Below are 22,715 nucleotides of genomic sequence, written 5' to 3'. Positions count from 1 at the left end.
ATTGTAACCTTTTTTTGTCACCACCTCCGGGGTAGTTACATATATTGTCATTGTGATAATTTTTAGGGGGAAAAACATTGTATTGCTATACCTTAGTAAATAATTTAAACTGTGTTTTCAATGAATTAATTTTATGGTCGGATATTTCTAGCGAGCATCCTATTTTTATTAAAACCGTAGCGGATTTAACTAAAAAGAATTTATCTACAGAAATTGTAAATGAACTAATGCATATAAATAAAGTTTTTAGTGAACTAAAAGCTAAGGCTGAAAAATTAAAAAGAGGATCTAATCCTATGCCTTATATGGTTATGGGGCTAAGACAATTAATAAATGAGTTTTGCATGCATGATATGCATTTCTTAAGCCTTCTAGATAAAGTTAAAGAGTATGGCAAAGAGGATAAGATATGGCAGACATTACTAGAGCACATAACCCATGAACAGAGATTTATGTATGAACTTATGGGAGATTTGATGACGCAGATTTAGGAGTTAGGCAAGCTGTTAGATAATAGAGTATTGAGAAAAGAGTATAGATGATGGAAAAATCTACCATCATCTATACTCTTTTCTTCATCATTTATTATCTAGATTAACTCATAGCTACTAACTATCACCGGTAATTTTAGAGTATCAAGGACTTTTTCTAAAAGAACACCTTCCCTGGTAGGATATTTAAAGCCATAGCTTGCTTTAATGCAAGTTGAAATAAATTGCACTCCTCTATCTAGAGCTAGGGGAAGGCTGTCTCCTTGTAAAAGACCTCCAACTAGCACACTGGTAAAGGCATCACCTGTGCCAGGGTAAAAGGCTGGGATATGTTTACTACTTACTTTCCAAAACACATTATCCTCTTTGTTATAGGCAAGTACATGAGTTTCTTTATGTTTTTTGTGATTATCAGGTACACTGGTTATTATAACAATTTTAGGACCCATTTCGCTGAGTCTTACCATCCATTCCTTAACCTTACATTCTGATATTTTCGTATTAGGATCTTCTCCTAAAAGGTAGGCAGCTTCTGTAAAGTTTGGAGTAATAATGTCCGCTTTAGAAATTAAATTTCTCATGTTTTCAACCATTTCCATGTTCATGGTAACATAAAGCTTTCCGTTATCTCCCATAACAGGGTCTATGACTACTAAGTTATTTTCCGTTCTAAAGAGATCTATAAACTTAGACACTATATTAATTTGTCTGACTGAACCTAAAAATCCACTATATATGCAATCAAAATCTATATTTAATGAATGCCAATGATTCATAAAACCCTCCATAGAATCTGTTAAGTCTACAAAGGTATAATCTTCAAAGCCACCAGTATGGGTGGAAAGTATAGCAGTGGGAAGGGGACAAACTTGTATTCCCATGGAAGATAAAATTGGTATAATTGAAGTTAGCGAGGCTCTGCCAAAGCCTGATAAATCATGGATTGCTGCTACTCTTTTTACTGGATGCATAATATATTTCCCCCTTATATTAAGCCTCTATAGGTATAAAAGCCTTTGTACTCAATTATTTCTACTGTAACATCCTCTTTTAATATATTAAAAATGTTTTTAATCTCATCTTCACTGCAGTTCCTATCCTTTAAGAAAGCTTCAATTTCAAATTGATTCATAGGATGCCTTTTTATTATGCTCAAAATCCCTTCATAATTATCTACAATTCCGCTAGAAAACTTTCCTGTGGTCAAGGTATCTATAGAAAAACCACCTAAAATATTAACTGCCCTCTCTATACTTTCCTTAGGAGGGACTACAATATTACCTTCCGCTGGCGGCCTAACAGGAGCGTTTATATAAACTTTTGTATACTTTACTTTATCTAATAAGGCTTTAAGTTTTATTAGGGCTTCTTCACTGGTGTTAATTCCTTCGATGAGCATAACTTCTATCCAAAGTTCCCCTTTGAATTTTTGAGATAGTTCTACAAGTCCTTCATAGCTTTTTAGAAACTTTACTCTGCCATGAGGACGATGAAGAGCTTTAAAGGAAGCTTCATCAAAAGCATCTAGGGAAGGAAGAAGCAGGTCGCACTCCATTAAATCTTCGCGAACGGATTTGTCTCCTAAATTAGCTCCATTGGTAATTACTGCAATGGGTTTTGATGTTAATTTTTTAAGTTCTGCTATGAGCTTTCCTAAGGATTTATATAAGGTTGGTTCACCTTCACCAACAACGGTTACCACATGGTAATCATCATTTTCTTTTATGTATTCTTTAAATTCATCTATTATATTTTCTACAGGGAAAAAATCTTCTCTTTTATCTGTCATGTGGTCTGTTCTGCCAATTTGACAGTACACACAGGAAAAATTACAATACTTTTTGGGAATAGGACTAACTCCTAAGGACATTCCCAGTCTCCTTGAGGGTATGGGGCCAAAAATATGTTTAAATTCTTTCATAATATCTCCACCTTCGTTAAAACCTATATTTTATTATGTCACACAATTATGAATACTTCAAATGTATGGATACAAATAAAATGAAAAAAGCCCTCCTAGGAGAGCTTTTCACTAATTAAGTTTAAATTCATTAAGTTTTGTAATTATATTTTGGCTAGTATCCTTTAATATTTCAGCAGATTCAGATAGCCTTTCAATTGAAGAATTCATTTCTTCTGAGGAAGCGGCAATTTCCTGTGAGGAAGCAGCAATCTCTTCTGATATAGCCGATGTATTTTCTAAGAAGGTTACTATGTTACCTCTTTCTTTATCTATTTTGATTGAAGAATCGCTAACTGAGTGAATCTTTGGTATAAGTTTGTTAAGGTCTTCGTTTATGTCCTTAAAAGAGCTTACAACCAAGTCTATATTTTCTAATTGGTAAGTCATATTTTTTTCAACTTCGTTAGATACACTAATTATATCGCTGGATTGTCCAGCAACCATTTCTACAATGTTTGCAATTTGTATTGATGAATCTTTGCTTTGTTCAGCTAATTTTCTAACCTCGTCAGCTACTACAGCAAAGCTTCTTCCGTGTTCTCCAGCTCTTGCAGCTTCTATGGCGGCATTAAGGGCTAGTAGGTTTGTTTGTTCTGCAATGTTATTTATGAATACGTTAATTTCTGTTATTTTATCTATATTAGTATGTAATGTATTTATAGTGGTTACTAAATTATTAAACTTACTATTTATTGATTCCACAGACTGTGATAGATTGTTCATTTTATTATCGCTGTTTGATAGTAGATTATTTATTGAAGAAGAACTATTCTCTACTTCATTAATGTCATCTAAAATATTTTTAAGGTCTTCAGAAAAACGATTCATTAAGGAATTTACCTTATTTAAATCTGTAGATTGCTCTGAAGATCCCTTAGATACATTTTGTATAGAAGCGGATACGTCTGAAGTAACCATTAGCATTCCCTCAGAAGAATTAAATAAGTGCTGGGATTGTTCATCTAAGTTTTGCGCTGAATTCTGTACATTTAATAAAATTTCTTTAATAGAATGTTGCATTTCATTAGCTGATTTTGCCATTATTCCTATTTCATCTTCTATATCCATGTACTTTTGATTAAGGGTTACTGTAAAGTCTCCATTACCTAAGGAGCGAAAATGTGAAGCAACGGCTTTTAAAGGTAAAGTAATTTTATTTGATATATACAGAGAAACTAAAATACATATGAGAGCACAAATCATAAGTATTATTATATTTTTAAATAAAGTTGAGTAAAACATAGAAGTAAATTCAGCTTTTTCTATAAAACTTATATAATTCCATCCTAAATCATGGTCAGCAGAAGTACTAATAAATATTTCATAATTTTTATTGTCAACATTAGCAGAAATCTTTCTTTCTTTAAAGTTAGTTCCATCTAATTCAGCTATTTCTAAGTTACTTATAGGTTTGCCAATAAGTTCAGTATTCTTAGGGTGGGCTATTATTGTGCCTTGTTTATCTACGACAACAGTAAAGCCTGTTTTCCCTATATTTACATTTGTTATGGTTTTATTTAAATTATCTAGATTTATGTTAAAGGCGGCTACGCCTTTTAACTTATTATTATCATCTTTAATAGCTTTTACTAAAGTAGAAGTAATTTCGCCATAGGAATTCATATAAGAATCTAGTATATGTACTTTGTTTACATCAGATTTTGCTATTTGATACCAATCCTCTGTTATGGGGTTATAATTATTAGATTTTATCCCTAAAGGATATTCAATATAACCCATATTTTCTTCTGCACCAAGTAATATGGATCTTACACCTTTATTATTAAGGGCAAAGGTTTTTAGCACTTGAAGCAGATCATTTTCAGAAGGTGTCTTAGGCTCTAGTTTAATTTCTCCACTAGCATTAGTTACTTTTGTATAAGAGCTTAGAGTTGAATTAACATTTTTAAGTCTAGGTAATGAAGAAAAAGTTAATAAATTATCGCTAATTGAAGAAATATGTTGTTGAACATAAGAATCAAGTAATTTAGTATTTTCAGATATGTTATTGGTAAATATTACCTCAGTATTTAAAAAAATATTATAGCCTGAAAATATGCTTAGTACCATTAAACTACTTAAAGTTAGAGAAAGCATAATTAGTACTAATTTACTTTTCATGCTCTTCGCATTAGTTTTCTTTTTAAATTTTAGCTTACGTTTAATTGATGTCATTTCCAGTATCCTCCTTGTAAAACCTTTTAAGTATAAGAATAATTATACAATATTTATAAATATTTTCTAGTCATATTCAAATTTTATATAAAACTATGTTACAAAATGGAGGTTGACTATGGAATAAAATTACATTATGATAATATTATGGTAATAATTTCAAAAGGGGGAACATATAATGTTAAGTAAAAAAACTTTCAAGAAAGTGGTGTCATCTTTAACCCTTTCAGTTATGTTGCTTTCATCTGTAAAGGTTTTTGCAGCACCTTACGCAGCAGAGGACTATTATAAACAACCAGTGGAGATAATACAAAACTATTTCAAAAAACCTGCAGGAACAATTTTAACTCCAGCTTTTAAAGCTGGCAAGACGGATTTTACTTCCCATGAGGAAATGATGGATTTTATATATGACATGCAAAAAACATCGTCGAATATGAAGGTTTCTATAATAGGATATACACAAGAAAAAAGACCAATACCGATGTTAGTATTTACTAAGGAAGGTTATGAGAAGCCATCTGACGTATTAAAACTTGGAAGACCTATAGTTTGGCTTCAAGGACAAATTCACGGAAATGAACCAGCTGCAGGGGAAGCAATGCTTGCAGTTGCAAAAAATCTAGCTTCTGGAGGTTTGGGAACTGAAGTATTGGACAAGGTATCTGTAGTGATGGTTCCAAGATTTAATGGAGACGGTTCATACTACTTCCAAAGACAAACAGCTACTTTAATAGATTCTAATCGTGACCATTTAAAATTCGATCTTCCAGAAACCATAGCGGTACACAAGGCATTTAATAAATTCATGCCTGAAGTTGTAGTGGATGCTCACGAATACGGCGTAGATTATTCCTTTAACAATATAGGCAAAAAGGGTTCTTTAGCAGCTCATGACCTTTTAATATCTTCTGCTAAAAACTTAAATATTCCACAGGAACTAAGAGATATGTCAAACAAGCTATTTGTTGACAATGTACATAAAGAAATGAAATCTAAAGATTATGCCAGCTTTGCTTACTATACTTCCTCAGTAAAGGATGGAAAAGCTACTTTATATGAAGCAGGAGCGGATGCTAAGATAGGAAGAAATGCCTATGGATTACAGCCATCCTTCTCATTCCTACTGGAAACTCGTGGAATAGGTATAGGAAAGGAAAATTTTGAAAGAAGAGTAATGGTTCACATTTTAGCCAGCCAAGATATAATAAGAACTACAGCAAAAAATGCTAAGTCAGTTAAAGATACCGTAGACAATGCAAGAAAGAAAATAGTTCAGTTAGGACAAAAGGTAGAGGAGAGCGATAAGGTTATTTTAGGAAGTTTAAATAAAAAAGCGGATTCAGTTAAATTTGATGTTATAGATTTAGAAACTAATAAAAAGGTTCAAATCGATGCAGAATGGTTTGATTCTACAGAAGGAGTAGTTACTTTAGAAAGGGTAAGACCAAATGCATATATACTTCCACCAGCTTATCACCAAGTAGCTGAAAGATTATCTTATTCAGGAGTTACTGTAAAGAAATTAAATAACGACGTGGAATTGCCAGTGGAAAGCTTCAAAGTTAAAGACAAAAAGGTTGATGTAAATTACTATGAAGGACATTTTAGAAATAGAGTTACGGTAACGGTTTCCAATAAATTTGTTAAATTCCCTAAAGGAAGCTACGTATTTACAATGGATCAAGCTAATGCAAACTTAATTTCTCTAGCATTAGAACCAGATGCTCAAGATAGCTTTGTAGAGTTTAATTTATTCCCTGTAGATATCAATCAAGAGGTGCCAGTTTATAGATATATGCAAAATACTGAATTAGATACACATATAATTAATATGGATTAAAAAGAAAGCCGGTTTAAACGCCGGCTTTTTCATATGTTTAATTAATGATACAAAATAATCTGTGTAAACTTTATGAGAATGATAGAATTATGCTTATAAAAATGGATGGTGCGTAGATTATGTGCCTTTCAAGAAAGAACTCATTGATTATCTCTCATAACAACAATCCCCAATAACCCTGGGCCCGTATGAACTCCTAGAACAGGACTTATATCACCAAAGTGTACTTCTGATAAATTTGGAAGCTTTGAGATAGTCTCATATAGGGATTTCCCATCTTCCAGGGCGCCACCATGTAAAACCCAAATCTTTGATTTATCTTTTACTAAGGCTTCATTTGCGATTTCTACAAGTTTGGCTATACTTTTATTTCTTCCTCTAACTTTTGAATAAGTGTAATAAGTACCCTCTTCATTTATTGAGATAATTGGCTTTAGTTGCAAAAGTTCACCAACGGTTCCAGCAACCTTTCCTATTCTGCCTCCTTGTATAAGGTAGGTTAGGGTTTCCACTACATAATAAACCTTAATTCTACTTTGAATTGATGGAAGCAGCTCTACTATTTCCTCAAAGCTTTTTCCAGAAGCAATCATTTTACCACACTCAATTACAATAGCACCCTCACCCATAGTGAGAGATTTGGAATCAAAAACATGGGTTTTGATAGTAGGATAATCTTCACTTGCAATATTAACCATATTATATGTTCCTGAAATACCAGAAGAAATACAAATGGCAATAGCATGGGTATACCCTTCCTCCTCTAGCTTTGAAAACAAGTTATTAACTTCTAGCATTGAAGGCAGTGAAGTGGTAGGAACTTCGTTTACAAGATTGTCATATACCTCACTTGGAGTAATATTTACTCTATCCATATACTCTCGATCTTTATATATAACTCTTAAAGGAAGTACTTTAATATTATATTTTTCTACGTCTTCTTTATTTAAATCACTGGTACTGTCAGTAATCAATGCAATTTTACTCATAATTATCCTCCTTAAAATATAAAGTTTTTAATATATTACCATTATACCCATAAATTTTACCAAAATCATTAATAATATTTTTACTTCTTCCTAAACCTAATTTTCCCATTAAATTGGATATGAGATGAAAAGTGTCCTATAGTATAGGATATTTTTGTTCTATTATAGGGGATAGGTATGTCATCTTGAAGAGTTGAAATATTAAAAGGCTTTGTATAATAGAATCTAATATTATACAAAGCTTTTTTAATTAGATAAAATAGTTGGGGTGTAAAATTGTCTTAAAGTGTAACTTTAATGCTATTTAAGTGTAGGAAGTGTAAAAAAATAATGAGAGATTATAAAATATAAAGTATTTTATCTAAAGTATGTTTGTGATTACTTCAATATTGTGACAAAAAAATATTTGACTATGACTTATAATAAAGAGGTAATAATTAAGGGAAAGGGGAATGTTATGAAAAAGAAAATATCAATAATTACTGCTTTAGGCTTAACAATGGTGCTCACGACCTCTGCTACTATTTATGCAGGGGAGAAGCCATTAAAGCCAAATGGACCTTGGATAACTGAAACACAAAATGTTAGTTTAAGTAGCTTACATAACTATGAGGAATTAACAAAAACATTAAAACAAATTGAAAAATCATCAAAGGGAGCTATGGAACTAACCGTAGCCGGTAAATCAAATCAGGGAAGAGACATATATCTAGCTAAAGTTGGAAATGGACCTAAAAGTGTTATGGTCATAACTCAACAGCATGGAAATGAGCCCCTTGGAACAGAAGCTGCATTAGAAGTGCTAAAATTCTTATCTACGGGAAATAAAACTGTTAAAGACATATTAAATGAAGTAACCGTTTATATTATTCCTAGAGTAAATGTAGATGGAACAGAAGTACAGCATAGATACAATGTAGATCCAACAGCTCCTAAAGTTAGCTATGCGGTAGAAGGTGTTGGTTATGACATGAACAGATGGCATTGGCAGAATTGGGAAGATAGTCCTCTTTATAAAAAGGATGGAGGAAAAACTTACCCAACAAATCCAGTTCCAGAAGCTGTAGCTGTATTAAATGCATATAAAGAAATTAAGCCCGAATGGGTAATAGACTTACATCATCAAGGAACATATATTAATGAAGAAAATGGTAATATGATAAAAACTTCAATACTTTGGCCTACAGATCCTAAAGCTAAGCCAGAAGCTGTAGAATTATCTAAAAAGATGTGTTCTGTTATTTATAGTGATTTAGAGAAGTATGGATTTGCAGAAGTAAGCTTATATGATGGTGGAGCTTATGAAGGTATAGCTAGAAATTCATATGGCATTGCAGGTTCAGGAAGTGTTTTAGTTGAAATGAGAGGGAATATGCAATCTCTTGGACAAAAATCTTCAGGATATTTAACAAAAACTTTTATGGAGGTTATGATGTCCTTAATTTCCTCAACTGCTGATGGTTCTTTATATGAAGCTGATATAAGTATAGCAGAAAATATTCCAGAGACTGGTCCTGCTATAAAGAAATAGCAAGCTAGCTTCATAATTAGAAGATTATGAACAAGTTATTAAACAAATAAGAGCAATTAAATAAATTTTAGTAGGCATGGAAAGCTAAAAAGTTCCATGCCTATTTTTGCATTTTAATTAAAATAAAAGTAATTATTTACAATTAATAGAATATATATAAATAATTAGTTAGTTAGTGTAATTAACTAACTAACTAAAATTGTAAATAAGGAGGATATCTTATGTCAAAATCTTTTGCCAAGTTTATAGCTTCAATTGTTACATTACCTATTATCATGATGTCAATTGTTGCTCCTACTAAAGTTAAAGCAGAACGTGGTATTGTAGAACTTTGGAAAGCTATAAAACCTTTAACCACAGTTAGTAGTGTTATGAATGTATGTGCTCATCCTGATGATGAACACAGCGCGCTCTTAGCCTACACTTCTCTGGGTTTGGGAGTAGACACATCTATTGTTTCTGTCACTAGGGGGCAGGGAGGTCAAAATGAAATTGGACCAGAATTAGAAGATGCTTTAAGTGTGCTTAGGACTAGAGAATATGAAGAGGCAGCTAAAATATTAAATGTAGATTTAGAAATTCTTCGTCAAGACATCAAGGAACCACTTATTGATTTTGGATTTTCAAAGACCTGGGAAGAAACTTTAAAAAAATGGGACGAGGATTTAGTTTTAGAGCGTCTTGTAAAAAGTATAAGAAAATATCGTCCTGACGTGCTTTTTCCTGCATTTGAAAATGTAAGAAGTACTCATGGTCATCATCAAGCTATAAATATTTTGACAAAAAAGGCTTATGAACTAGCTCAGGATCCTACCAAATATCCAGAACATTTTAAAGAAGGCTTAACTACTTGGAAGGCTAAGAAATTATATGAACCTGGAAATAAGGACAAGCATACTACAACTATAGATGTTGGAGCTTATGACAAAATATATGGCGCATCATATTTGCAGCTAGGAGAAGAATCTCGATATATGCACAAGTGTCAGGGAATGGGTAGAAATTATGAAGAAGGGCCATCCTATAGATATTACACACTACTAAAACCTGAAGCTAAAGGAAAGGATAATCTTTTTGGTGGCATAGCTTACACATTTAAAGATTTGGCAGAAGAAATTAAAAAAGATAAAAATTCTGGAGAAGTTGTAGAAGCTCTTTTAAAACTTCAAAAGGATGTAGAAGTTATAGAAAAAGCATTCCCAAGCTACGAAGAAGTTAATAAGAATGTACACAAGATGCTAGGGGATGTAGAACTTACCATAAAGAAGGTAAAGGAATCATCTTTAAAGAAAGAGTTAAAGGATGATCTTTTACATCGTTTGAATAATAAAAGGAATCAACTTCATAATGCTAGTAGCATTAGTAATTCTGTAGTAGTAAGGGTTATCCCACAAACTTTTGAAGTAACTAGGGGTCAGACTGTTATTACTACTGTTAAGGTTTACAACGGTGGTAATTTAGATATTAAACAATTAAATGCTCAGTTAAATTTACCAAGTGAATGGAAAGTAACTACTAAGTCTTCCATGAAAAATGTTTTGAAAAGCGGTGAAACAGCAGTATTTGAATTTAGTGTAACTGTTCCAAAGGATGCAAAAACCTTTCATCCCTACGAAGAAAATATTATGAAAGCTACAGTAACCTATGAAAATTTTGGTTCAAAGGCTATATGTAAAGTTAAATCTGAAAAACTTTTTGCAGTATTGCCAGAGTTTTCAGTATCGCCTAATCCATCAGCAACTATATTGAATACTTTAGAACCAGGTAAGGCAATTCCAGTGACAGTAACTTTAACTAATTACACTTCTTCTTCTAGTAAAGCTACAGTGTATCTAGATTTACCTAAGGATTGGTCAGTAGAACCTAAATCAGCAGCTGTAGAATTTAGCAAAAAAGGTGAGGTTCAAGTAGCTGATTTTGTTGTAAAACCTTCTTCTAATGTTAAAAATGGAACTTATGAAATTAAGGCTAAAGCTGTTAGGGATTCTGTGGTAAGTGAAGAATCAATTCAAATTGTAGAATATCCACATATAGGTCGTACCTATTTTGTTAAGAGCTCTGAGATGAAAATTCAAGCTTTTGATCTTAAATTTGACAAGAATCTAAAGGTGGGATATATAGCTAGTGGTTTTGATGAAACGGATGAATTCCTCCGCGGTATTGGTTTGAATGTAACAAACCTTAGTAAAGAAGATTTGGAATCAGGAAATCTATCTCAGTATGATACAATTTTAGTTGGAATTAGATCATACCTTGCCAGACCTGATTTAATAAGAAGTAATAATAGACTTTTAGAATATGTTAAAAACGGTGGGAATATGGTAGTTCAGTACAATAAAGCTGAAGACAACTGGAAGCCTGAATTGGCACCTTATCCATTAACTATAGGGACACCTGTAATGAATTGGCGTGTTACCGATGAAAATTCAAAGGTTACACTATTGAAGCCAGATCATAAATTTTTCAATGCCCCAAATAAAATAATGGATGCAGATTGGGATAATTGGGTTCAGGATAGAGCTGCTTATAATCCATCCATTTGGGATAATAGATATGTAGAACTTATAACTACTGGGGACCCTGGAGAAGCTGAGTTTACCAGTACATTGCTTACAACTCAATATGGCAAGGGTACTTACACTTATTCATCCCTTGCTTGGTATCGTCAGACTCCTAATTTAGTGCCTGGTGCCTATAGAATTTTAATAAATCTCCTTCATAAATAGGTTGCAATAAAGACAGAGCAAACTAATACTCTGTCTTTATTTTAATTACATTTCAGCTCCTATTTAAACTTAAAATTACGTAGCTCTTCTCCAAGTTTTAAAGCAATGTTATTTAATTCTTCTGCAGCTTTAGCAATTTCAGCCATGGTAGCAGTTTGTTCTTCCGTAGAGGCGGATATTTCCTCGGTGGAAGCGGAGGTTTCTTCAGCGGAGGCGGATATTTCCTCCATAACCACTACAATTCTATCTTTAGCTTGAACCATTTCTTCATTTAAACTATTTATATCCTCAACCTGATGGGATAATATTTCTACCGTATGGAATATTTGTGATAATATCTTATTTGTTCCATCTAAAGCTACTTCTTGCTCTTTTAAAATACTTCTTGATTTGTCCATTTCTGAAACTGCATTGTTTGATTTTGTCTGTATATTTAATATTATGTTCCTAATCTGATTAGTTGCATTAGCTGATTGTTCTGCAAGTTTTCTTATTTCCTCTGCAACTACAGCAAAACCCTTTCCGCTTTCGCCAGCTCTAGCAGCTTCTATGGATGCATTTAGCGCAAGAAGATTAGTTTGATCAGCTATTCCGCTTATGGTATCAATTATTATTCTAATATCCTTAACGCTTTCATCCATTTCCTTAACTACTTTTTCAACTTTCATAGAAGATTGAGAGTTTGCTTTTGATTTTTGATCTAAATCTTTAACGGATTTAATTCCATTTTCGTTCAGCTCTATAGTTTCTTCAAATATTTTATTTATTTCCTCTATAGCATGGGTAACGCCATTAATATTGTTAGATAAAAGGTGTGCCTTAGTTAAAGCATCCTCTGTTTGTGTAGCTTGACTTACTGCAGTATTTACTATCTCGGTAATAGTCTTTGCAATTTCATCTGAGGAGGCACTTGTTTCTTCAGCAGAAGAGGCTAGACTATGGGAATATTGATTTAGTTCTAAAGCAGTATGATTTATTTTAAGAAGCAAGCTATTTAAGCTAGATGCCATATTATTTAAGGATTTAGATAAAAATCCTACTTCATCATTTAATTCAATATTACTTACCACAGTAAAATTACCACTGCCTATTTGCTCCATGTCCTTAGATAACTTCTTAATAGAACTAGTTATTGGTTTCTGGAACAAAATGGCTAGAGAAACAGCAATAATAATAATTATTATCCCTGTAAATAAAGTAGTATTTAATATCCCAGAAGTTGATGAGGTAATTTCTGTATTATCAACAGATCCAACTATTTTCCAGCCTGTCTGTGCTGTTGTAGAAAAATATCCAAAGTAATCTTTTTTCTCATAACTATATTTTACAGGACCATTATCACTTGCAAATATAGTATCCTTTAACTCCTTAACAGGTAGCTCTTGTCCAATTACATCAGGGTTAGAATGGGCAATGGTTAGTCCGCTATCATCGATAATAAATATCCTGCCTGTTTTACCAATTTTGGAGTTTTGTGATATAGTTGATAATGATTTTAAGGATATATCTGTTCCAGCAACTCCTACAAAGTTATTTTTTTCATCATATACTGGTCTAACTACAGAAACTACAAGAGACTTTGTACCGATATCAAAGTAAGGAGTAGTCCAAATAGTTTTGTTATTTTCCATGGCTTCCTTATACCAAGGTCTTCCTGTTGGATCGAAATCCTTTGGAAGGTCTGGATTAAAAGGATGAACAATAAATTTCTTGTCTTTAGTGGCTATATATACAGCTGTTACATCATCCTTTTGATTTTCAGCAAATTCCTTCATTAAAGTCATTAAATCTTTAGAAGCATCCTTATCATCCTTTACAGTTAACACTCCTTTTACATTAGAATTATCACAAAATATGCTAAAGGCTTCATACTTTGCCTTTAAATAAGAATCTACTCCATAACTTATATTTTCTGTAGACTGGCGGGTTCCATCCTCCACTGTTTTTCTAAACATTTTAGATGAATTGTTAAAGTTAATAAATGCCGATATTACTAAAGGTAATATAATAAGAGGTATTACTAACAATAAAATTTTTGCTTTTAGTGATTTCAATTTGTTCATAAACACATCCTCCTTGAAAATTCAGAATAAAAATACAATTAGTCTATTTTCGTAACAAAATTTAGTAACTTTACAAAATTTATAGAAAATAATATAGAAATATGGAAAGGGGAAACTATATGTTTTGGCGATTAAAGTAAAATAAGGGAGCATACATAAATTTGTTTGCACAAATCTATATATGCTCCCGTTTTAACTATTAACTTAAGGTTCCCTTTTTAGCTCTGGATTCTGCATTTAATCTTCTAGCTTCCTGTAATGCACTTTCATTTTCACTAGCTGAGCTAGTCATCCCATTAGTCATTCCTGTAGCCATAGCGTTATTAGTCATACCTGCGCTATTTTTTGATTCATTCATTTTTTTCTTTGCTTCTTGAATATAATTATTATCCATGTCTTATTACCCCTCTCAAAATTTTTTTGAATTATGGAGATAAAAATCATCTCGATAAATAGTTTAACCATTATGAAGTTATATATTTGATGAACATTTTTGATGTTAAGGAATGAAATTACATATAGGCAGGATTTAAAGAAGCAAAGATTTAGTATATAATATAAACAAAGTTTTGTGTATATTAAAGATTTCATATTGGTTTTGTAGGAGGTGAAAATGTGATAAAAATATCTGAAAATATATTTGCTCTACTTGAACAATCAAAAAAGCTATCTACGGAAAATCCACAGGAATCAATGAAATTGAGCCAAAGTGCACTAAAAATAGCTAAGGAAAATAATCTAAAAAGAGAAGAAGGATATGCTCTTATTTATATGGCATATGCCTGTAGAGTTGAATGTGATTTTGTTAAAGGGTTAAAATATTCCTTTGATGCTATTAATATCTTCAGTGAAATTAATGATATTGAGGGAATTATTAGGGCACACAACATAATAGGGATAATTTATTTTTATTTTGGTAGCTATAGCCAAGCTATTGAGCATATGTTTAAGTCTTTAAGTATTTTAAAAAATACAGATTATCACTTTTTAAAATCTTGTGTAATTGCTAATATTGGAGAAATATACAGAGAAGCTGGGGACAATGAAGATGCAATGAAAAATTACATGGAAGCTTTAGAAATTTCAAATTTATATGGATTTTATGAAAATAAAGCTGCTATTATGCTAAACATTGGTAAAGTCTATAGTGGAATGGATAAGCATTGTGAAGCTTTGGATTTTTTATGTAAATGTAAAAATATATTGATGGAATCAAAAGACTTTGTAACCTTAGGGGAAGTAGAAAATGAAATTGGAAAGGTTATGTTTAAACAAGGGCATATAGACGTAGCAAGGCAGCATTACTTTGAGGCGTTAAAAAAGCTTAATAATGTTAAAAATAAATATTACATAATAGACGTTTTAATTAATATTGGGATACTTGGAGATGAAACTTCTAAAAGCTTAGTGGAATATTTTAATTTAGCTCTAAAATATTCAGAAGAGATACATTCTAATATAAAAATAAGTATGTCATATAAGTGCTTATCTGATTATTATGCTAGTGAAAATGACTATAAATTAGCATTAGAGTTTTTTAAAAAATATCATTATAAACAGCAAGAGATGGAAGCTTCTAATATGGTCAAAAGCCTTGAAATTAAAAAACTAGAATTTGAATATAGTAAAGAAAAAAATGAAATTGAAAATTTAAAGAGTATTAGAAGTTCTATGGAAAATGAAATAGCAAGTTCCCTAGAGAAGGTTGAAAATTTAAAAAAAATAAATGATAAACTAAAAAAAGAATCAATACTTGATGAATTGACAGGTATTTATAATAGAAGAGGATTAAATGAAAAGCTAGAAACTCTTTTAACTAATCATAGAAAAGCTAATGGATATTGTGTTATTTTTATAATGGATATTGATTGCTTTAAAAAATTTAATGATTATTGGGGCCATTTAAAAGGTGACAAATGTATAATAGATATTTGTAAGTGTATAAGTAATATTAAAAGAAAGAACAGTTTATTTGCTAGGTACGGTGGGGAAGAATTTGTATATATTTCAATGGTTGAGGATTTTAATGATGCATATATACTTGGTGAAGAAATGAGAAGAAAAGTTGAAGATTTATTTATAAAATACAATGAGGAACCAGAGTGTAATGTTGTTACTATTAGTGTAGGTGGAGTATATACGCCTGTTCCACTATATGAATCCTTTGACGACCTCATGAAAATGGCTGATTTACAACTTTATAACGCAAAAAATAATGGAAGAAATAAAGTATGCTTAATTAAGGATTGACTTAGAGTTGGTAAGGAAGAGAGTGGGGAGCACATAGATGCTCCCCCTTCCCTTAATTTTATTATTCATTTAAGTAACACATACACTTGTTACCGCCTATACCTTTAACATTATACATTGCTTTATCTGCTTTAGATATAAGGTCGTCAATGTTTTCTCCATCATTTGGATAAAAGCTGACTCCCATGCTCAGCAATATTTCAAATTCCATATGGTCAATGGTTACTTTACTAGCTTCAGCCTTTATTCTGGAAGCTATGAATTCATAGTTACTAAGTTCCTTTATATCAGGTAGTAATATCAAAAATTCATCTCCACCATATCGAGCAACTATGTCATTTGTTCTTGTGAATTTTGTTAATATCTTTGTTAACTCAATTAAAAGCTTATCCCCAACTTTATGACCATAGTTATCATTTATAAATTTGAAGTTATCAACATCAATAAAGATTAATCCTAATATGCTACCATCTTTTTTTGCACTCTCTAATAATTTTTCGGCAAGGCTATGAAATAGCGTTCTATTTGCTATACCTGTGAGTTTGTCGTAATATGCTAGTTTTTCAATTTCAATTTCTTTTTCCCGTAGCTTTTTATTTAAAATTGATAGGTTTTGTGCATGCTCTTTTAATTGATTAATCCTTATAAATTGATTTGTAACATCAATACACTCAATCATTAAATATTTTAAGCGATGATTTTTTAGTTGACTTACCCTTATATTTAATTCTATATTGTTTGAGATTAAACCTTTATGCATAGCTGCGGAGAAAAAGGATTTATGACCTTTTTCTATAGCAACATTTACGGATTCTTTAAAATAATTTTTCTGCAAATTAGGTAGTATTTCATACAGATTATTATTCAGTACTTGAGATTCTTTAAGATTAGTTATATACTCCATATGAGTATTCCAAAATAAAATCTTTAGTGTATCATCTAGTATGATAATGCCTTCGTTGACCTGGTTTAATATATCAAATAAAATTTTATCCATATAGCTCATCTTCCATTTTGTTAATTATTTTCATTAATTCATGTAATGAGTTTAAAGTAAGATCTATGATTATAGCTCCTTCTATTTCAGTGTCATCTATGATAAATGTTATATATAACATAAGTCTATAAAGAAAGGTTTTGTCCTTCATATCTTTTTTAAACTCTTTTTCATTGAAAAGTTTCACGTTAGGTAAGGAGTAAATTAAATTGACGTCTAAAAAATTCCCCATTTCTCCAATTATAGAGTTCAAAATTATGTTTCCTACTTCTTTTATTATGTCGAAATCTATATCTGTAAAACTCATGTTTTGATCTATGCTTTCATCTTCTTGATTCTGGCACAGGTTTACAAATTTTCTCATCTTATCAGCTGGAAATATTAAATTAGCTTCTCCTGCTATCTTATCTTCAAATGAAATAGAAGATATAATTAAGGCACCTGCTGGCACTTTTGGGAAAGGTTTTGTTAAATCTAAGCTTGTGCTTTCATAATTTAATACTTCTATATTAGGAACATCTAATAATATCTTTTTATTAGTTATTTCTGAAAGCATACTGGCTGCTCGTCCAACACCTATATTAAACATTTCTTTCATTATATCGTATTTTAAATTATTCTCACTCATTGCATATCACCCTTAATAATATCAAATACTAATTTAGCTTTTTCTTCATTAAAAGGTTTATTGATAAATGATTTAATTTCATATGCTTCCATTTCTTTCTTTACACTATTTTGTACATCAGCTGAAATAACAAATATTTTAGCATTTTTATCGTATTCTTTTATTAGTTTAATTAATCCGTGACCATTTAATTTAGGCATAAGTAAATCTACAAAGACATAATCGGGCTTTATTTCTGTATATTTCTTAAACCCATCTTCTCCATCATTAGCTAAAATAATGTCTATATCTTCAAAAAAGTTTTTGATTAACTTAGAAGTCACTATCTGTGAAAAACTAGAATCATCAACAATTAAAAGTTTCATTACCTCAATTCCTTTCTAATAAATAACAATCATTAAATATTTTAGCAAAAGTTTTATATGCAGTATAGCATAATTTCAAATTGAATTATGCTAACTTTATAATTTAAACTTTGCTAATAGTCTTTTCTTTTTTATCGACATATTTATGTATTTATTTAGATTAATTAGCACAATTATGACGTATTTTGTCTTAATTTGCAATGAATATTACATTTGCTATGGTGAAAATATGGAGTAATGTTATTTTCTATATTTTATCTGAACATTAAGAAAATTTATGCTATAATTGTAATTAATAACAGGAGGTGAATGCATGAAATGAAAAAATTGAAGTTTTTTGGATGTATTTTTTTCCTTATAGCTTTGCTGATACTTAAAAGTAGTTTAGTTTCCTCGGCAGAAATTAAAAATATATTAGTATTACATTCCTATAACGAAGGATTTGCTTGGACAGGATCAATTTCAAAGGGCATTAACTCTGTTTTTGATAATGGGAATATTAATGTTAATATAAAATACGACTATATGGACTTAAAAGAAAACTCTAGTGAGGAGTATATACACACTTTTTTTGAACTTCAAAAGAGCAAATACTCGCACATTAAATTTGATATTATTATAGCATCTGATAATGGAGTTATGGAGTATTTATCGAAGTATGGAGAGGAGTTATTTAATAAAGTTCCAGTGGTCTTTTGTGGGATAAATGAAATAAATCCTTCTATCCTTTCAAAGCACTCTGAATATAAGATTGTAGTAGAAAATATTGAAGTGGAAGAGATGGTGAAAAATATATTATCCATATTTCCAAATACACGGACCTTCAAGGTTTTCGGCAGCGATAGTACTTCAGGTAAAAATGATTTTGCCAATATAAAAAGACTTCCTAATAAATTGAGTGATAATTATGAATTTAATTTCTATGAAAACACACCTATAGACAAGGTTAAGTTAGAAATAGAAAGTTCAAATAAGAACACTGCTTTTATATTTCTTACAGATCCATTTATAGATGAAAATAATCATTATAGATATATTAATAATTTAAAAGATGATTTTTTTAAGAATTCAGCAGTTCCTCTTTTTTCCTTTTGGGATTTTGATTTAGGCTATGGAACTTTTGGAGGAAAGGTTACTAGCGCTTTTTATCAAGGTGAGGAAGTTGGGAAAATTGCTTTAAGTATATTAAAAGGTTCTTCTTTAGAGTCTATACCAAACATATCTCAAAGTCCAAATAAGTATATGTTCGACTATAATCAATTAAAAAGATTTAGAATAAATGTGAATGCTCTCCCTGAGGGTAGCATTATAGTTAATGAACCCTATTCTTTTTTTGAAAAATATAAAAGTTTAGTTATTGGAGCTATAGTGACTTTTTTATTTTTAATTACCGTAATTTCTTTTTTGACTATAATTATTAATGAGAAAAGAAAAAATGAAATGAAATTATCTAATAGCTATGATGAGTTATCTGCTGTTTATGAAGAATTGGCGGCCACAGAAGAGGAACTCAGAGCTCAGTACGAAGAGCTTCAGGAAAATGAAAATAGAATTGAAGAAATGGCTTATTATGATAAGGTTACTGGTCTTCCAAATAGAAATTACATTATGGAAAGATTTGAAATTAAAAATTCTGCATTGATTTTTTTAGATATAGATGAGTTTAAAAAAGTTAATGATACCCTTGGTCACAATAAAGGAGATGAACTTTTAAAGAAAATTGCTTTTAGGCTAAAAAAATATAGCCCTTCTAATTCTATGGTAGGTAGATTTGGCGGAGACGAGTTTTTAATTTTAATTCCTGAATTTTATGATATAAAGGAGTTAGAGGAGATTTGTAATAATTTAATAAACATGTTTAAGGTGCCTTTTATATTAGATGGAGTGCGTAACTATGTAACTGCAAGTTTAGGAATTTCCGTGGCCCCTATGGATGGAGAAGAGATTGATGTTCTTTTAAAAAATGCAGATACAGCTATGTATAGGGCAAAGGAGCAGGGCAAAAATCAATATTGTTTCTTTAATCATACCATGAGTAAAGAGCTTCTAAGGAAAATATCCATAGAAAATAATCTTAGGCATGCTTTAAAAAAGAATGAATTTAAACTATATTATCAACCTCAAATTAATTTGTATAGTGGTAAAATAGAAGGCATGGAGGCATTACTTAGGTGGAACAACAAAGAATTAGGTTTTGTTTCGCCTAATGAATTTATACCTATTGCAGAAAAAAATGGTCTCATAGTTCCTATAGGAAACTGGGTAATGAAGAAGGCTTGCCAACAAAATAAAATATGGCTAAGCAAGGGTTTTAAGTATGATTATATAGGGATTAATGTGTCATCTATTCAATTTGTAAGGGATGATTTTGTTAATACAGTGAGTAATGTGTTAGAGAGAGAAAAGCTACCAAGCAGTTATTTAGATATTGAAATAACTGAGAGCCTTTTAATAGACTCCACAGAGAATAATATAAATAAGCTTAAAGATTTAAAGTCCATGGGGGTAAAAATTTCTTTAGATGACTTTGGGACAGGATATTCTTCTTTAAATTATTTAATGCAATTTCCTATTAATAAATTGAAGATTGATAAATCCTTTGTGCAAAATATATGCAATAACAAGGAACAAGAACTGATAATAGATGTAATAATAAATCTTTCTAAAAGACTTGGGCAAAAAGTTGTAGCTGAGGGTGTAGAAACTAAGGAGCAGTTAGAGTTACTAAAATCTATGGGGTGCGATATAGCTCAAGGATATTATTTTAGTAAGCCTTTATCAGTGGAGGACATGGAAGAGCTACTTAAGAAAAATTTATAATTCATTTTCCTAATGGATTTCATTATGATTTTTGGGTATAATTTACATAAGGTTTTGAAAATGTATTATTTATTTGGGAGGTAGTATGATGGGATATAAAGATAAATATCTTCAGTGGATTTCAAAGGATTATTTTGATGAGGAAACTAAGGTGGAGCTTAGAGGAATAGAGAAAAACGAAAAGGAAATAGAAGATAGGTTTTATAAGGACTTGGAGTTTGGTACGGGAGGGCTTAGGGGAATAATTGGAGCGGGTACTAATAGAATGAACATATACACTGTTCGCCGTGCTACCCAAGGCTTGTGTAATTATATTTTAAAGTTTGGCAAAGAGAGTAAGGATAGAGGAGTTGCTATTGCTTACGATTCAAGAAATAAGTCTAGGGAATTTTCAGAGGAAGTCTGTAGAGTTTTAGCAGGTAACGGTATTAAGGCCTATTTATTTGATTCACTAAGACCAACGCCACAATTATCCTTTGCAGTTCGTACTTTAAATTGCATTTCTGGAATTGTTATAACCGCTAGCCACAATCCACCGGAATATAACGGATATAAGGTTTATTGGGAAGATGGTGGACAAGTGGTATACCATGCAGATGAAATTATAAAAGAAGTAAATGCTATAGATAATTTTGAAGATATTAAAGTTCTAGCCTTTGAAGAGGGAAAGAATTTAGGTTTAATAGAAATTTTAGGAGAAGAGATTGACAAACTTTATATAGATAGATTGAAGGAAGAGGTTATAAATAAGGAGTGTATAGAAAAGCTCGGTGAAGATTTTAAAATTATATATACTCCTATTCATGGTACTGGGAACATTCCAGTTAGAAGGGTTTTAAAGGAAATAGGCTTTAAACATGTATTGGTGGTTAAAGAACAGGAAATGCCAGATGGAGCCTTTCCTACAGTAAAGTATCCAAATCCTGAGGAGAGAGAAGTTTTTGAAATTGCCATTGAACTTGGAAAAAAGGAAAATGCCGATATTATCATGGGGACAGACCCCGATGCAGATAGAGTTGGAGTGGTGGTAAAAAATAATCAAGGAGAATATATAACCTTAAATGGAAATCAAATAGGTTGTCTTCTTACGGAATATATTTTATCTCAAAGCAAAGAAAAAAATATTTTGCCCTCCAATGGAGCTATTATTAAAACTATTGTTACCTCACCTATGGCAAAGAACATTGGAGAGAATTACGGCGTAGAAGTTATAGATGTTTTAACAGGGTTTAAGTATATTGGAGAGAAAATTTTAGAATTTGAAAAAAATAATAACTATGAGTATATCTTTGGCTTTGAGGAAAGTTATGGCTTTTTAAAGGGGGATTATGTTAGAGATAAAGATGCGGTTAATGCTTGCATGATCATAGCAGAAATGGCAGCCTTTTATAAGTCTATAGGGCTTACTTTATACCAAGCTTTGATTAAGCTATACGATAAATACGGTTATTATAAGGAAGACCTTTATTCCTTAACCATGAAGGGGAAAGAGGGACTAGAAAAAATTAAAAATACATTAACTAAGTTTAGAAAAAACACTCCAAGGAGTTTCAATGGCATAAAAGTAGTGGATTTTATAGATTATAAATCCAGTGAAGCTATTAATTTACTAACTAATGAGAAAAGAAAAATTAATCTTCCTAAATCTGACGTATTGTATTTTACCTTAGAGGATGAGTCATGGATTGCAGTACGTCCTTCAGGAACAGAGCCTAAAGTTAAGTTTTATTTTGGGGTAAAAGGCTTATCTTTCCATGAAGTAGATTTTAAATTAAAGTCTTTATCAAAAGAAGTAATCAATGGTATTGGCTAAGGTATATCTAGTTTATGATTTAGTGAATATTTAAATTTAAAAAATCTGTGGTGAATTTTTA

At 31.1% G+C, this 22,715-nt stretch carries 16 protein-coding genes; 7 read left to right on the top strand and 9 right to left on the bottom strand.

All coding sequences use genetic code 11. The features are described 5' to 3' along the window. The first annotated feature begins 77 nt into the window (after nucleotides 1-77). A complete protein-coding gene (locus tag ABDZ69_RS12210; RefSeq protein WP_343770015.1) occupies nucleotides 78-491 on the top strand; it encodes a DUF2935 domain-containing protein in 414 nt (137 codons plus the stop codon). 98 nt (nucleotides 492-589) lie between these two features. On the opposite strand, the gene ABDZ69_RS12205 is transcribed toward ABDZ69_RS12210, so the two are convergent. From ABDZ69_RS12205 to ABDZ69_RS12195, 3 genes are all read right to left on the bottom strand, one after another. Next, the gene (locus ABDZ69_RS12205) at nucleotides 590-1,462 is read right to left on the bottom strand and encodes a pyridoxamine kinase (RefSeq protein ID WP_343770013.1); all 873 of its coding nucleotides are present in this window, start codon (nucleotides 1,460-1,462) and stop codon (nucleotides 590-592) included. Between the two features lie 14 nt (nucleotides 1,463-1,476). After that, nucleotides 1,477-2,412, bottom strand: coding sequence for a radical SAM protein (locus ABDZ69_RS12200; protein WP_343770011.1), 936 nt, complete (start codon nucleotides 2,410-2,412; stop codon nucleotides 1,477-1,479). A gap of 111 nt (nucleotides 2,413-2,523) precedes the next feature. Then, on the bottom strand, nucleotides 2,524-4,629 hold the full coding sequence (locus ABDZ69_RS12195) for a methyl-accepting chemotaxis protein (RefSeq protein WP_343770010.1): 2,106 nt from the start codon (nucleotides 4,627-4,629) through the stop codon (nucleotides 2,524-2,526). Nucleotides 4,630-4,807: 178 nt separating this feature from the next. Here ABDZ69_RS12195 and ABDZ69_RS12190 point away from each other — a divergent pair, with 178 nt between their 5' ends. Further along, nucleotides 4,808-6,472: a M14 family metallopeptidase gene (locus ABDZ69_RS12190; RefSeq protein ID WP_343770009.1), complete on the top strand. Its 1,665-nt coding sequence runs from the start codon at nucleotides 4,808-4,810 to the stop codon at nucleotides 6,470-6,472. 140 nt (nucleotides 6,473-6,612) lie between these two features. On the opposite strand, the gene ABDZ69_RS12185 is transcribed toward ABDZ69_RS12190, so the two are convergent. Then, nucleotides 6,613-7,461, bottom strand: coding sequence for a DegV family protein (locus tag ABDZ69_RS12185; protein WP_343770007.1), 849 nt, complete (start codon nucleotides 7,459-7,461; stop codon nucleotides 6,613-6,615). A 457-nt stretch (nucleotides 7,462-7,918) separates the two neighbouring features. Between ABDZ69_RS12185 and ABDZ69_RS12180 the strand changes: the two genes are divergently transcribed. Both ABDZ69_RS12180 and ABDZ69_RS12175 read left to right on the top strand, forming a co-directional pair. Then, nucleotides 7,919-8,992 carry a M14 family zinc carboxypeptidase gene (locus ABDZ69_RS12180; protein WP_343770005.1) on the top strand — a complete coding sequence of 358 codons (1,074 nt, stop codon included), beginning with the start codon at nucleotides 7,919-7,921 and terminating at the stop codon, nucleotides 8,990-8,992. A 221-nt stretch (nucleotides 8,993-9,213) separates the two neighbouring features. Next, a complete protein-coding gene (locus ABDZ69_RS12175; RefSeq protein ID WP_343770004.1) occupies nucleotides 9,214-11,718 on the top strand; it encodes an NEW3 domain-containing protein in 2,505 nt (834 codons plus the stop codon). Between the two features lie 59 nt (nucleotides 11,719-11,777). Here ABDZ69_RS12175 and ABDZ69_RS12170 read toward each other — a convergent pair whose 3' ends face one another. Further along, nucleotides 11,778-13,781, bottom strand: a complete 2,004-nt coding sequence (locus ABDZ69_RS12170) for a methyl-accepting chemotaxis protein (protein ID WP_343770002.1) — start codon at nucleotides 13,779-13,781, stop codon at nucleotides 11,778-11,780. A gap of 199 nt (nucleotides 13,782-13,980) precedes the next feature. Beyond that, on the bottom strand, nucleotides 13,981-14,175 hold the full coding sequence (locus ABDZ69_RS12165; RefSeq protein ID WP_343770001.1) for a hypothetical protein: 195 nt from the start codon (nucleotides 14,173-14,175) through the stop codon (nucleotides 13,981-13,983). 221 nt (nucleotides 14,176-14,396) lie between these two features. Here ABDZ69_RS12165 and ABDZ69_RS12160 point away from each other — a divergent pair, with 221 nt between their 5' ends. Further along, nucleotides 14,397-16,031, top strand: a complete 1,635-nt coding sequence (locus tag ABDZ69_RS12160) for a tetratricopeptide repeat-containing diguanylate cyclase (RefSeq protein WP_343769999.1) — start codon at nucleotides 14,397-14,399, stop codon at nucleotides 16,029-16,031. 61 nt (nucleotides 16,032-16,092) lie between these two features. Here the strand turns inward: ABDZ69_RS12160 and ABDZ69_RS12155 are convergent, their stop codons facing one another. The 3 genes from ABDZ69_RS12155 to ABDZ69_RS12145 are packed head-to-tail and all read right to left on the bottom strand — an operon-like array spanning nucleotide 16,093 to nucleotide 18,021. Next, the gene (locus ABDZ69_RS12155) at nucleotides 16,093-17,028 is read right to left on the bottom strand and encodes a diguanylate cyclase domain-containing protein (protein ID WP_343769998.1); all 936 of its coding nucleotides are present in this window, start codon (nucleotides 17,026-17,028) and stop codon (nucleotides 16,093-16,095) included. Further along, the gene (locus ABDZ69_RS12150; RefSeq protein WP_343769996.1) at nucleotides 17,021-17,656 is read right to left on the bottom strand and encodes a chemotaxis protein CheC; all 636 of its coding nucleotides are present in this window, start codon (nucleotides 17,654-17,656) and stop codon (nucleotides 17,021-17,023) included. The genes ABDZ69_RS12155 and ABDZ69_RS12150 overlap by 8 nt, the downstream gene beginning before the upstream one ends. After that, a complete protein-coding gene (locus tag ABDZ69_RS12145; RefSeq protein ID WP_343769994.1) occupies nucleotides 17,653-18,021 on the bottom strand; it encodes a response regulator in 369 nt (122 codons plus the stop codon). Before ABDZ69_RS12145 ends, ABDZ69_RS12150 begins: the two co-directional genes overlap by 4 nt. Nucleotides 18,022-18,339: 318 nt before the next feature. On the opposite strand from ABDZ69_RS12145, the gene ABDZ69_RS12140 reads away from it, so the two are divergent. Together ABDZ69_RS12140 and ABDZ69_RS12135 are read left to right on the top strand one after the other, a co-directional pair. Further along, entirely contained in the window at nucleotides 18,340-20,841 is a 2,502-nt protein-coding gene (locus ABDZ69_RS12140; RefSeq protein ID WP_343769992.1) for an EAL domain-containing protein, read from the top strand. 88 nt (nucleotides 20,842-20,929) lie between these two features. Then, complete coding sequence (locus ABDZ69_RS12135) at nucleotides 20,930-22,654, top strand: phospho-sugar mutase (protein WP_425544656.1); 1,725 nt, start codon at nucleotides 20,930-20,932, stop codon at nucleotides 22,652-22,654. Nucleotides 22,655-22,715 lie beyond the last annotated feature (61 nt).

The sequence above is a fragment of the Clostridium malenominatum genome, assembly GCF_039521365.1.
Classification (GTDB): Bacteria; Bacillota; Clostridia; order Clostridiales; family Clostridiaceae; genus Clostridium_AW; species Clostridium_AW malenominatum.
Note: the sequence above shows the minus strand (reverse complement) of the source record. Positions and strands in the feature narration are given on the sequence as shown.